1 protein-coding gene is annotated in these 14,410 nt (G+C 76.1%); it reads left to right on the top strand.

Translation table 11 applies throughout. From position 1 onward, the window contains the following. Positions 1–35 precede the first annotated feature (35 nt). Entirely contained in the window at positions 36–14,378 is a 14,343-nt protein-coding gene (locus ABZX85_RS12175; protein ID WP_355865599.1) for an SDR family NAD(P)-dependent oxidoreductase, read from the top strand. Positions 14,379–14,410 lie beyond the last annotated feature (32 nt).

Raw genomic sequence — 14,410 nt, 5'->3', positions numbered from 1 at the left:
CCCCCACGACTGAGAAGAACCCGGGAAACACACCCATGGCAGCGACCGAAGACACGTTGCGCGACTACCTCAAGCGGGCGACGACCGACCTGGCCCGGACCCGGCGCCGGCTCAACGACCTGGAGGAGCGGGCCACCGAGCCGATCGCCGTGGTCGGCATGGCCTGCCGCTACCCGGGCGGGGTCACCTCGCCCGAGGAGCTGTGGCGGCTGGTCGCCGACGGGGTGGACGCGACCGGGGACTTCCCGGCGGACCGGGGCTGGGACCTGGACACCCTGTTCGCGGCGGACGGGGACGTCACCAGCTACGTCCGGCGCGGCGGATTCCTGTACCCGGCGGCCGAGTTCGACGCCCCGTTCTTCGGGATCAGCCCGCGCGAGGCGCAGGCCATGGACCCGCAGCAGCGGCTCCTGCTGGAGACCTCGTGGGAGGGCCTGGAGCGGGCCGGCCTGGACCCGGCGCTGCTGCGCGGCTCCGACACCGGGGTGTTCGTCGGCGTGATGGCGGGCGACTACGGGCCCCGCCTCGACGAACCGGTCGGCGGCACGGACGGCCATCTGGGCACGGGCACGCACGCCTCCGTCACCTCGGGCCGGATCTCCTACGCCCTCGGCTTCAACGGGCCCGCCCTGTCCGTCGACACCGCGTGCTCGTCGTCGCTGGTCGCCCTGCACCTCGCGGTGGAGTCGCTGCGCCGGGGCGAGTGCTCCCTCGCCCTCGCGGGCGGCGCCACCGTCATGTCGGGGCCCGGCAGTTTCGTCGAGGGCTGCCGGCAGAAGGGGCTCGCCCCGGACGGGCGGTGCAAGCCGTTCTCCGCCGCCGCCGACGGCACCGCCTGGGGCGAGGGCGTGGGCGTGCTCGTCCTGGAACGGCTCTCCGACGCCCGCCGCCACGGCCACCCCGTGCTCGCCCTCGTCCGGGGCGCCGCCGTCAACCAGGACGGCGCGAGCAACGGGCTGACCGCGCCGAACGGACCCGCCCAGGAGAGGGTCATCGGGCAGGCCCTGGCCTCGGCGGGGCTCTCCCCAGACGGCGTCGACGCGGTCGAGGCCCACGGCACCGGCACCACCCTCGGCGACCCCCTGGAGGCCGCCGCGCTCATCGCCGCCTACGGCAGGGGCCGGACCGCCGACCGGCCCCTGCTGCTGGGCTCCCTCAAGTCCAACCTCGGGCACACCCAGGCCGCAGCCGGTGTCGCCGGGGTCATCAAGATGGTCATGGCGATGCGCCACGGCACCGTCCCCGCGACCCTGCACCTCACCGAGCCGACCCCGCACGTCGACTGGAGCGACGGCACGGTCCTGCCGCTCGCCGAGTCCCGGCCGTGGCCCGAGACGGGACGGCCGCGCCGGTCCGCCGTGTCCTCGTTCGGCATGAGCGGCACCAACGCGCACGTGATCCTCGAACTGGCGGAGGAGGAAGGGGAACCGGCCCCGCAGGAGCCGGCCCCCGCCACGGTCGCCTGGGCGCTGTCCGCACGCGACCCCGAGGCACTGTCCGCACAGGCGGCCCGCCTCCGCGACACGACGGCACGGGACGACGGGCACGACGCGGCGGACATCGCCGTGTCCCTCGCGGCCCGCACCCCCTTCGGCCACCGAGCCGTCGTCATCGGCGCCACCCGCGACGAGCTGACCGCGCGGCTGACCGCCGTGGCCGACGGCACCGACCCCGAGGGCGCCGACACCGACGGCACCGTACGAGGCACCGCCTCCCGCCCCCGCGACCGCAGCGTCTTCGTCTTCCCCGGCCAGGGCGCCCAGTGGCCCGGCATGGGAGCCGAACTCCTCGACTCGGAACCGGTGTTCGCGGCGGCGATCGCCGACTGCGAGGCGGCCCTCGCCCCGCACGTCGACTGGTCGCTGACGGAGGTGCTGCGCGCCCCCGCCGAGGACGGGTGGCTGGAGCGGGTCGACGTCGTCCAGCCGGTCTCCTTCGCCGTGATGGTCGGCCTCGCCCGCCTCTGGGAGGCGGCCGGGGTGCGTCCGGCCGCCGTCGTCGGCCACTCCCAGGGCGAGATCGCCGCCGCGCACGTCGCGGGCGTCCTCACCCTGGAGCAGGCGGCTGCCGTCGTCGCGCTGCGCTCGCGGGCGCTGACCGACCTGGCGGGCGAGGGCGGCATGGTGTCCGTCCCGCTGCCCCGGGAGCGGACCGCCGCCCTGCTGGCCGACTGGCCCGGCCGGCTGGAGGTCGCCGCCGTCAACGGCCCCTCGTCGACCGTGGTCAGCGGCGACGCGGCGGCCGTCGAGGAGTTCCTCGCGGAGTGCGCACGCCGGGAGGTCCAGGCCCGGCGCATCCCCGTCGACTACGCCTCCCACTCCCACCACGTCGAACTCGTCGAGGACGGCCTCGCGACCCTCCTCGCCGGCATCACCCCGCAGCCCGCACGCGTCCCCGTCCACTCCTCCGTCACCGGCGAACCCGAGACCGGCGCGACCATGGACGGCGCCTACTGGTACCGCAACCTGCGGCAGTGCGTGCGCTTCGAGGCCGCCGTACGCTCCGCGCTGGCCGCCGGATGCGACGCCTTCGTCGAGGTGAGCCCGCACCCGGTGGCCGCCTTCGGCCTCACCCAGACCGTGGAGGACGCGGGCGCGGACGCCGTCGTCGTCACGACCCTGCGGCGCGACCGGGGCGGCCGGGACCGGCTGCTGACCGCGTTCGCCGAGGCGTACACCTCGGGCGTCCCCGTCGACTGGGCCGCCCTCCACGCCGGGGGCCGCCCGGTGCCGCTGCCCACGTACGCGTTCCAGCGGCGCCGGTACTGGCTCGACCGCACGGCCGACTCCGCCGCGAGAGCGGCCGGCACTGGACTCGACGGCACCGGACACGCCCTCCTGACCGCCGCCGTGGCCGTCGCCGACACCGGACAACTCCTGCTCACCGGACGGCTCTCGCTCCGCTCCCACCCCTGGCTCGCCGACCACCGGGTGACGGGCACGGCCCTCCTCCCCAACACGGCCCTGCTTCCCGGCACGGCCTTCGCCGATTTGGCCGTCCTCGCCGGCGACCGGACGGACTGCCCGGTGGTGGAGGAACTCACCCTGCACACCCCGCTGTCGCTCGCCCCGGGCGAGACCCTCCGCCTCCAGGCATGGATCGAGGCCCCTGCCCCGGACGGCCGGCGCCACCTCACCCTCTCCTCCCGCCCCGACGCGACGACCGCCCCCACCTGGACCCGGCACGCCACCGCGACCCTCGCCCCGGCCGCCCCCACCCCCGTCGACACCCTGACGTCATGGCCCCCGCCCGCCGCCCGCCCCCTCCCCGTCGAGGACCTCTACGACCGCCTCGCCGAGGCCGGCTACGCGTACGGGCCCGCCTTCCGGGGCCTCGTCCGGGCCTGGCAGACGGACGACGGCCTCTACGCCGAGGTGGCACTCCCCGACGGCGGCGGCGGCGACGGCTTCGGCCTGCACCCGGCGCTGTTCGACGCGGCCCTGCACACCCTGCGCGCGGGCGACTGGTTCACCTGCCCCGAGGGCGGCCCCCCGCTGCTGCCGTTCGCCTGGTCCGGCATCCGCCTGCACGCCTCCGGCGCCTCCCGGCTGCGCGTACGGCTGCGCCGCACCGGGGCCGACGAGATCGAGGTCCTCGCGGCCGACACCACCGGCGCCCCGGTCCTCACCGTCGACGCGCTGCGGCTGCGCGAGGCGGGCGGCGCGCGGTTCACCGCCGGGCCCCGGCTCGACTCGCTGTACGAGGTCGGCTGGACCGTCGTGGCCGACCGGTTCGCCGGGGACGCGCTTCCCGACGGCACGGCCGTGGTGCCGGTCCCCACGGGGCTTCCGGTGGGGGAGACGCTGGCCCGGGTGCTGTCCGTCGTACAGGAGCGGCTCGGTGGCGGTGACGGGCGTCTGGTGCTGGTCACCCGGGGGGCCGTCGTCACCGGGCCCGCCGATCCGGGGCCCGATCCGGCGCAGGCGGCGGTGTGGGGGCTGGTGCGTTCCGCGCAGGCGGAGCATCCCGGGCGGTTCGTGCTGGTCGACACCGACGCGGAGGGGGCCGAGTCGGCGGGGGCTGCGGTCCTCGCCTCGGACGAACCCCAACTCGCCCTGCGCGGCGGACGGTTGCTCGCTCCCCGGCTGGCCTCCGTCACCGGACACGGCACGCTCGCACCCCCTGCGGGAACCCCCACCTGGCGGCTGGCGGCGACCGGCGGCGGTTCGCTGGACGGCCTCGCGCTCGTCCCGTACGAGGAGGCGGCCCGCCCGCTCGCGGCGGGCGAGGTCCGGATCGCGGTCCGTGCGGCGGGCCTCAACTTCCGGGACGTGCTGATCACCCTGGACATGGTCGAACACCGGGCCGGCCTCGGCTGGGAGCTGGCCGGTGACGTCCTGGAGGTCGGCCCGGACGTCACCGGACTCGCCCCCGGCGACAGGGTGCTGGGCCTCGCCCCCGGCGACGCCTTCGCCCCCGTGACCGTCACCGACGTCCACATGCTGGCCCGCGTTCCCGAGGGCTGGTCGTACGTCCGGGCGGCCTCGGTGCCGTTGGCGTATCTCACGGCGTACTACGCGCTCGTGGACCTGGCGGACCTGAAGGCCGGGGAGTCGGTGCTGATCCACGCCGCCGCCGGTGGGGTGGGGATGGCGGCCGTGCAGGTCGCGAGGCACCTCGGCGCCGAGGTGTTCGGGACGGCGAGCAGCGGCAAGTGGGGGACACTGCGCGGCCAGGGACTGGACGGCGAACACATCGCCTCCTCCCGGGACCTCGACTTCGAGCGGCGCTTCCGTGACGCGACAGCGGGGCGGGGCGTGGACGTCGTGCTGGACTCGCTGTCCGGTGAGTTCGTGGACGCGTCGCTGCGGACGCTGGCCGACGGGGGCCGGTTCATCGAGATGGGGAAGACCGACATCCGGGACGCCGGACAGGTCGCCGCCGACCGTCCCGGCGTCAGCTACCGGGCGTTCGACCTCAGGGAGGCCGGGCCCGGACGCACGCGGGAGATCCTCGCCGAGGTGCTGCGGCTGTTCGGCGAGGGGGCGCTGACCCCGCTGCCGGTGACCACCTGGGACATACGGCGGGCCCCGGAGGCGCTCAGGTACCTGAGCCAGGCGCGGCACGTGGGCAAGGTGGTGCTGACGGTGCCCCGGACCCTCGACCCCGAGGGGACGGTGCTGATCACGGGCGCCACCGGCACACTGGGCCGGCTGGTGGCCCGGCATCTCGTCGCCGAGCACGGGATGCGGCGGCTGCTGCTCGTCGGCCGACGGGGCGCCGCCGCCGAGGGCATGCCCGAACTCGCCGCCGAACTGGGGGAGTCGGGGGCCTGTGTCTCGGTGGTCGCCTGCGACGTGGCCGACCGGGAGGCCGTCACCGGCCTCCTCGCGCAGATACCGGAGGAGCACCCCCTCACCGCCGTCGTGCACGCCGCCGGGGTCCTCGACGACGGTGTGGTCGAGCAGCTCACCCCGGAGCGGCTGGAGAAGGTGCTGCGGCCCAAGACCGAGGCCGCGCTCGTCCTGGACGAGCTGACGGCGGAGCTGGACCTCGCGCGGTTCGTGCTCTTCTCCTCCGCCGCCGGTGTCGTCGGCAACCCCGGCCAGGCGAACTACGCGGCGGCCAACGCCGCCCTGGACGCCCTCGCCGAACGCCGCCGGGCCGCCGGCCGCCCCGCCCTGTCGCTGGCCTGGGGCCTGTGGGCGCCCGCCAGCGGCATGACCGGCCACCTCACCGACGCCGAACGCGGACGGCTGGCCCGCGAGGGCAGCGGCGCCCTGACCGCCGAGGAGGGCCTCGCGCTCCTCGACGCCGCGCTCGCGAGCGGCCGTACCGCCGTCGTCCCGGCGAAGCTCGACACCGCCCGGCTGCCCCGCCCGGTCCCGCACCTCCTGCGCGGCCTGGTCCGGGAGCCCGCCCGGCGCACCGCCGCCCGCGACGAGACCGCCGGCCCCGGCCTGGCCGAGCGGCTGGCCGCCCTCGGCGAGACCGAACGCGCCGAGCACGTCCTGAAGCTGGTCCGCGAGGAGACGTCCCGCGTCCTGGGGATGCCCTCCCCGGACGGCGTCCGCCCCGACGAGCCGCTGCGGGAACTCGGGCTCGACTCCCTCATGGCCGTCGAACTCCGCAACCGCCTCGGCCACCGCACCGGCGCCCGGCTGCCCGCCACCCTCCTGTTCGACCACCCCACCCCGGCCCGCCTCACCGCGTACCTCCTCGACACCGCGCTCGCCGTGACCGCCCGCCCGGCGGCCCGCCCCGCCACCGCCCGCACCCCGGCCCGCACCGACGAGCCCGTCGCGATCGTCTCCATGGCCTGCCGGCTGCCCGGCGGCATCTCCGACCCCGACGGGCTGTGGCGCCTCCTCGACGAGGGCCGGGACGCGGTCGGCCCGTTCCCCGCCGACCGCTGGGACGTCGAGTCGCTCTACGACCCCGACCCGCAGGCCGCCGGAAAGACGTACGCCCGTGAGGGCGGCTTCCTCGCGGACATCGACCTGTTCGACGCGGGCTTCTTCGGCATCACCCCGAAGGAGGCCGCCGCGATGGACCCGCAGCAGCGGCTCATGCTGGAGACCGCCTGGGAGTCCCTGGAACGCGCCGGGATCGTCCCCGCCGACCTCGCCGGCAGCGCCACCGGCGTCTACCTCGGCATGTTCGACAGCGGCTACCTCGCCGACTCGCGCCTCGACCAGCTCGACGGCTACGTCGGCACCGGCTCCGCACTGAGCGTCGCCTCCGGCCGGCTCGCCTACGCGCTCGGCCTGCACGGACCGGCCATGACCGTCGACACCGCCTGCTCCTCGTCCCTGGTGGCCCTGCACCTGGCCGCACAGGCGCTGCGCCTCGGGGAGTGCGATCTCGCGCTGGCGGGCGGCATCACGCTGATGATCACCCCGCGCACCTTCGTGGAGTTCAGCCGGCTGCGGGGCCTGTCACCCACGGGACGCTGCCGCTCCTTCTCCGACGACGCCGACGGCGCCGTGTGGGCCGAGGGCGCCGGGATGGTCGTACTGAAGCGGCTGGGCGACGCCCGGCGGGACGGTGACGAGGTGCTCGCCGTCGTGCGGGGCACCGCCGTCAACCAGGACGGGCGCAGCCAGGGGCTGTCCGCGCCCAACGGGCCCGCGCAGGAGCGGGTGATCCGGCGGGCGCTGGAGCTGTCCGGGCTCGAACCCGCCGACATCGACCACGTCGAGGCGCACGGCACCGGCACGACCCTCGGCGATCCGATCGAGGCGGGTGCCCTGGCGGCGGTCTTCGGCGGTTCCCGGCCGGACGGGCGCCCGCTGTACCTGGGCTCGCTCAAGTCGAGCATCGGGCACGCGCAGGCCGCCTCGGGGGTCGCGGGGCTGATCAAGGTGGTGCAGTCGCTGCGCCACGGCACCCTCCCGCGCACCCTGCACGCGGGCACGCCCAGCCGGCACGTCGAGTGGGACGGCAGCGGACTTGAGCTGCTGCGCGAGCCGGTGGCCTGGCCGCGTTCGGGGGAGCGGGTCCGGCGGGCCGGGCTCAGCTCCTTCGGGATCAGCGGGACGAACGCGCACGTCGTCGTCGAGGAGGCGCCGGCCCCCGAGCGGGCGCCTCGGCGCGAACCCGCCGCCGGGGACGGCCTGTTCGTCCTGTCCGCCCGCACCGACACCGCCCTGCGCGCCCAGGCCGCCCGCCTCGCCGACCTGGTGCGGACCGGTGCCGACCCGGTGGACGTCGCCCACACCCTCGCCCGCCACCGCAGCCACTTCGAACGGCGCGCGGCCCTCGTCGCCCCCGACCCGCAGACGCTGGCGGCGGGCCTCGACGCCCTCGCCGCCGGGCAGTCGTCGCCGCCCGCCCATGTCGACGGCAAGACGGCCTTCGTCCTCCCGGGGCACGGCGGCCAGTGGGCCGGCATGGGTCTCGACCTGACGGCCCAATCACCCGCGTTCCGCGAGGAGCTGGCGCGCATCGACGACGCCGTGCGCCGACAGGCCGGCTGGTCCGTCCTCGACGCCCTGCGCGACCCGACCGGCGCCGCCCTGGAGCGCACCGAGGTGCTCCAGCCGGTGCTGTTCGCGGTCAACGCCGCGCTCGCCGCCGCCTGGCGTGCCCTCGGGGTCGTCCCGGACGCGGTGACCGGGCACAGCCTCGGCGAGATCGCCGCCGCGTACGTCGCCGGCGCGCTCGGTCTCGACGACGCGGTGACCGTGGTGACGAGCCGGGCGCGAGCGGTCGTACCGCTGGAGGGCGCGGGCGGCATGCTGTCCGTCGAGCTGACCCGGGAGGAGACCGAGCGGCACCTCGCGCCCTTCGCGGGCCGGCTCTTCGTCGCCGCCGTCAACAGCCCGTCGTCCACGGCCGTCTCGGGCGCCGCCGACGCGCTCGCCGCACTGCGGCACCGGCTCGACGAGGAGGGCATCCCCGCCCGGACACTGTCGACGCCCTTCGCCTCGCACACCCCGCTGATGGAACCGGCGCGCGCGAACCTGCTCGCCGCGCTCGCCGACGTCCGGGGCACGCGTACGGCCGTCCCCCTGTACTCGACGGTCCGGGCCGAGCCGCTGCCCGGCGACGGACTCGACGCCGCGTACTGGTACGCCAACCTCAGCGAGCCCGTCCGGTTCGCCGACACGGTCCGCCGCATGCTCGACGACGGCTACCGCCACTTCGTGGAGCTGGGCCCGCACCCGACGCTGGGCCCCTCGATCGAGGCGGTCGCCACGGCGGCCGGCGTCGACGCCGTCACCGTCGCCTCGCTCCGCCGCGCGCAGGGCGGGCACGACCGGCTCCAGCGCGCCGCCGGCCGGCTGTACGCCGCCGGACACCGGCCCGACTGGTCGGTGCCGTTCCCCGGGGACCGCCGTACGGACCTGCCGACCTACGCCTTCGCCCGGGAACGCCACTGGCTGTCCCCGGCGCCGGCGCGCCCCGTCGGCGCGGACACGGGCTCCCCGCTGCTCGACACCCACGTCGAACCGAGCGACGGCTCCGACCGGCACGTCTTCCAGACCCGGCTCGACCTTGGCGACAGCCGGTTCGCCTACCTCGCCGACCACCGGATCTCCGGCGAGGTGTGGCTGCCCGGCGCCGCGTTCCTGGAGATGGCCCTGGCTGCCGCCGCCCGGGTCCAGGGGGAGTTCGTTCTGGCGGGCGTGCGCTTCGAAACGCCGCTCCGGCTGGAGCCCGGTACGCCCGTGGACCTGCAACTGGTCGTCACCGAGGCCGACTCCGAGGGAGCGCGCGGCTTCACCCTCGCCTCCCGCACGGAGGGGCCCTGGACGCATCACGCGGGCGGACGACTCGAACCCGGCGCCCCCGCTCCCGGCCTGACACCGGCCGACCTGCGGGAGCAGTGCGCGGCCCCGTCCGACACGGACGCCCTCTACGCGGGACTGGCCGCCGCCGGCATCGACTACGGCCCCGCCTTCCGGGGCCTCACCGAAGCCCGGTTCGGTCCCCGCGCCGCCCTCGGCCGCCTCGCCGACCGGCCGCGCGACGGGTACCTGCTGCACCCGGCGGTCCTCGACGCCGCCTTCCACGTCGCCGCGCTCCCGGCGGGCGTACCCACCGGACGGCCCTTCGTCCCCGCCGGACTGGGCCGCCTCCGGCACACGGGCAACCGCGCCACCCCGGTGTGGACCGCCTGCCGGCTGCGCTCCGCCGAGGGCGACTCGGTCACCCTGGACATCTCCCTGTTCGACGAGCGGGAGCGTCCCGTCCTGGAGATCGAGGGCTTCGAACTGGCCGCCCTCTCCCCGCTGGACCGGGCCCTGATGGAGGTCCGCTGGCGGCCCGCCCGCCGCACCGGGGCCGGGACTCGGCAGGCACCCGCCCGGGGACCCTGGCTCGTCCTCGCCGACGCCACCGGGACCGCCGACCGGCTCACCGAACTGCTCGGCGCGACGCCGCACGTCGTCGTCCGCAGCGGGACGGAGTACTCCGCCGAAGGGGCCGGCCGTTACGTCGTCGACCCGGAGGACCCGGGGCATCTGGAACGGCTCCTCGACGAGGCGTTCCCGGACGGACCGCCGGAGAGGGTCGTGCAGTTGTCGGCGCTGGACGCCCCGGCGATCACCCCGGTGGCTGACGCTGCGGCCGGTTCGCCGGTCGCCTCCGCCGAGTCCGCCGAGGCGGCGGCCCGGCTGTGCTGCCTCACCACCCTGCACCTGGTGCGCGCCCTCACCGCCCGCCCCCGAGGCCGCACACCCCGCCTCTTCCTCGTCACCCGGGGCAGCCGACCGGCCCTCGGCAGCACCGACGTGACCTCCCCTCAGCAGGCGCTGACCTGGGGATTCGGCCTGACCGTGGCGCAGGAGCACCCCGAGCTGAACACCACCCTGATCGATCTGCCGCCCGTCGGCGGCGAGGACGCCCTGTGGGCCGAACTCCGCGACCCCGACGAGGAGACGGCGCTCGCGCTGCGCGGTGCCGAACGCCTCGTCCCGCGACTCACCCCCACCCGCCCCGACACCCCCGGCGACGCATTCACCGCCGAGAGCGCCCACCTCGTCACCGGCGGCCTCGGCGCTCTCGCCCGGACCGTCGCCGAACGCCTGGTGCGCCGGGGTGTGCGCAGGCTCGGGCTGGTCAGCAGAGGCGCCCCCGACCGGGACGCCGAACGGTGGCTCACCGGGCTCCGGGAACGCGGCGTCACCGTGTCCCACGTCCGCGCCGACGTCACCGACCGGCACGCCCTGACGTCCGCGCTCACGGCCCTGCGCCGTGAACTCGGCCCGATCACCGGCGTCGTCCACACCGCCGGTGTCCTCGACGACGCGACCCTGCCCAACCTGACCAGGGACCGTGTCCTCAAGGTCCTCGCGCCCAAGGTGCTCGGCACCGCCCTGCTCACGGAACTCGTCCCGGAGGCGCGGACGACCGTGCTGTTCTCCTCCGTCGCCGGTGTGCTGGGCTCGCCCGGACAGAGCCACTACAGCGCCGCCAACGCCTTCCTGGACGCCTGGGCGCACCACCTCGCCCTCGCGGGACGCCCCGCCCTCAGCCTCGACTGGGGCGCCTGGGGCGACACCGGCATGGCCGCTGGAGGCGGCCCGGCGAACAACAGGCAGGGCCTGAAAGCGTTCACGGCGGAGGAGGGCGGCGAGCTGTTCGACCGGGTGCTCGGCTCCGGCCGCCGCCAGCTCGTCCCCGCCGCCCTGGACCGGCAGGCCCTCGCCGCCGACCCCACGGCCGCACGGACCCGGCCCGCTCTGCGTGACCTGGTCCCCGACCGGGACACCGTGCCCGGCACCCGCGCGCTGGTCGCCCGGGTCCTCGCCGCCCGCACCGAGGAGGAACGGACCGCACTGCTGGAGACCTACCTCCGCGCCACGGTCGGCGAGATCGCCGGCGGCCTGACGGACATCGGCCCCGGCACGAGGCTCAAGGAACTCGGCCTGGACTCCCTGATGATCGTCCACCTGCGCAACGCCTTCCGGCGCGACCTCGGCGCCGACCTCCCCACGTCGGCCGTGTTCGCCGCCGCCGACCTCCGCTCCCTCGCCGCCGACCTGCGCGCCGCGCTGGCCGAACAGGGCGGACCGGCGGTGGACTCCGGGGACACCGGCGGGCCGAGCGCGGACACCGAGCTTCCCGAGACCGAGTTCCGGCCGCTCACCCGGGACGTCGTCCGCCTGCTCCGCACCGCGCAGCAGGGGGTGCCCGGCGCCGCCCACGCCATCGGCCTGGCGGTCCGCCTGACCACGCCGACGACTCCGGAACGGCTCACCGGGATCGTCGGCCGGCTCGCCGCCCGCCACGCCGCGCTGCGGACGGCCGTGGTCACCGGCGCCGGTTCACAGCGCCGGCTCCGGGTGGACCGGGACGCCGCCGGGTCCCTGCTGCGCTGGACCGATCTGGGGGACAGCGGCGGCTCGCTCGAAGTGGAGCGGAGGCTTCGGGAGCTGCTGGAACCGCCGTTCGACCTCGCGACGGCCCCGCTGTGGCGGTTCGAACTCCTCGACGGCGGCGCCCAGGGACAGACGCTCGTCTTCGGCGCCCACCACGCCGTCGCCGACCTCCAGTCGCTGCTGCTGGTGACGGGGGAGATCGACGCCGAACTCTCCGGCACACGCCTCGACGCCACCGCCACCAACCGCGACATCGACCTGCTGCTCGACTCACAGCCGGACCACGACTCGGCACGCGCCACCGCCCCCGCGTCGGACACCTGGCGCCGGGAGTTCGAGGGCAGCCGGCGCCTCGACCTGACCCTGACCCGGCCGCGCCCGAAGGAGCGCACCTACCGCGCGGGCAGCCTCACCCTGGACATGCCCCCCGCGCTCATGCGCCGGGTCACCGCACAGGCCGGCCGGCTCGCCGTCACCCCGGCGGCCTTCTGCCTGGGCGCCCTCACCGTCCTGCTCGCCCGCAGGCGGCGGCGCGAGCGGTTCGTCGTCGCCGTGCCCGTCGACACCCGCATCCACGTCGACGCGCCCCACGCCGTCGGCTTCTTCGGGGTGCCCGTGCCGTTCCCGGCGCAGGCGTCGCCCGGCGAGACCGTCGCCCAGGCGCTGCGGCGCACGGACGGACGCCTGGAACGGGTGCTGGAGAAGGGCGCGATGTTCTCCGACGCCCTGTCCGAACTGGCCGCGCAGGGCCTGTACCGGCCGGACGCCCCCCTGGTCGAGGTCTACTTCAACTACGTCCGCGTCACCTCGGCGGAACTCTCCGCCCTGGAGGTGCTGCCGGCAGGCACCGGCTACTCGGACGTCGACCTCATGGTCACCGTGACCCCGGACGCCGGGCGCGTACGGCTCGACCACAGCCTCGACATCATCGACGCCGAGGACTGCGAGGCGCTGGGGGAGGAGTACCTGCGGCTGCTCGACGAGGCCGCCGCCGACCCCGAGACGGTGACTTGGGACGACGGCCCCCAGCCGACCGCCGCCGGGACCCGCCTCGCCCTCGCCGCCACCTTCGCCCTCGGCGACCTGCCCCTGATGTACGAGGCCGCGCAGACCGAGCCGGTGACGGTCCTGGAGGCCCCGTACCACCAGGTCCTCGCCGCGCTGAAGGACCCCTCCGGAGTCTTCGCGCGCTCCGCCGCCGACCTCGGCACGGTCCTCCTGCGCGCCGCCGACCTGGAACGCTTCGGACCGCTCGACGACACCCGGCTCACCGCACTGCGCACCGAGTACGCGACGGCCCTGCGCGAGACGGCCGAACGGACGGGCACCCCGCTGGTCGTCGGCCTCCTGCCGGTCCGGGACACCGACGAGCGCCTGGCCCGCTGGACGGCCGACCTCGCCGCGGACCTCGACGAGACACCCGGCATCGCCCTGCTCCACCCCGACGACTGGACCCGCGACCACCACGTCACCGACCGGTTCGACCCCGGCACGGAAGCCCTCGCGCACCTGCCGTTCACCCCCGAGTTCCAGGCGGCCGTGGCGCTCACCCTCACCGACGTCCACCGGGCCGTCCGCCGCACCCCGCCGAAGGTGATCGCCGTCGACGGCGACGAGACCCTGTGGAGCGGCGTGGCGGGCGAGGCCGGCGCCGAGGGCGTCGACCTCGGCGGGCCGCGTGCCGCACTCGCCCGGCGGCTGCTGAGCTGGCGGGCCGCCGGGGCGCTGCTGGTGCTGGTCAGCAACAACGACGAGACGACCGTGAAGACGGTCCTCGAACGTCCCGACAGCCTCCTGCGCGCGGAGCACTTCAGCGTGCTCTCCGCGACCTGGGGCCGTAAGTCCGACCGGCTCGCGCAGGCCGCCCGCGAACTGAACCTCGGGCTCGACTCGTTCCTCTTCCTCGACGACAACCCCGTCGAGATCGCCGCGATGCGCTCGGCGCTCCCGCAGGTCCTGTCGGTGACCTGCCCGCCGGCCGGTGAACTGGAGGCGTTCGTCCGGCGGTTGTGGCCTACCGTGCCCCGCGCGGCCACGGTGGAGGACACCCTGCGCGCCGAGTTCTACCGCCAGGAACAGGACCGGGACGCGGTGCGCGAGCGCGCCGGCTTCGAGGAGTTCCTCGCCGGTCTGGGGCTGGAGGTCGACGTCCGGCCGCTGGAGGACGACGACCTCGGGCGCGGCGAGCAACTCGTGCGCCGGACCAACCAGTTCACGCTGCGCGGCCGGTCCGGCGACGGGGACGAGCTGCGTACGCACCGGGAGCAGGGCGAGGTGTGGATCGCCGCCGCCCGGGACCGGTTCGGTGACTACGGCCAGATCGGGCTGCTCGCGCTCCGCGTGGACGGCGACACCCTCGACGTCCCGGCCTGGCTGCTCAGCTGCCGGGCACTGGGGCGCGGGGTGGAGGAGCACCTGCTCCAGTGGCTCGCCGACCGCGCCGAACGGCTCGGCTGCTCCGCCGTGCGGCTGACGGCCGAGCGGACCCCGCGCAACCTGCCGGCCCGCCGGCTGGTCGCGGCCCTCGGGGAGAGCGACCCGGAGGCGGAGCGGGTGCGGGCCGTCGTCGGCCTCGACCGGCTGCGGACGTTCCGGTCCTGGCACGTCTGACGGCCGCCGGACCACCCCGAAACCCTACGGAG

The sequence above is a fragment of the Streptomyces sp. NPDC004539 genome (genome assembly GCF_040610055.1).
In the GTDB taxonomy this organism is placed as follows: domain Bacteria; phylum Actinomycetota; class Actinomycetes; order Streptomycetales; family Streptomycetaceae; genus Streptomyces.
Note: the sequence above shows the minus strand (reverse complement) of the source record. Positions and strands in the feature narration are given on the sequence as shown.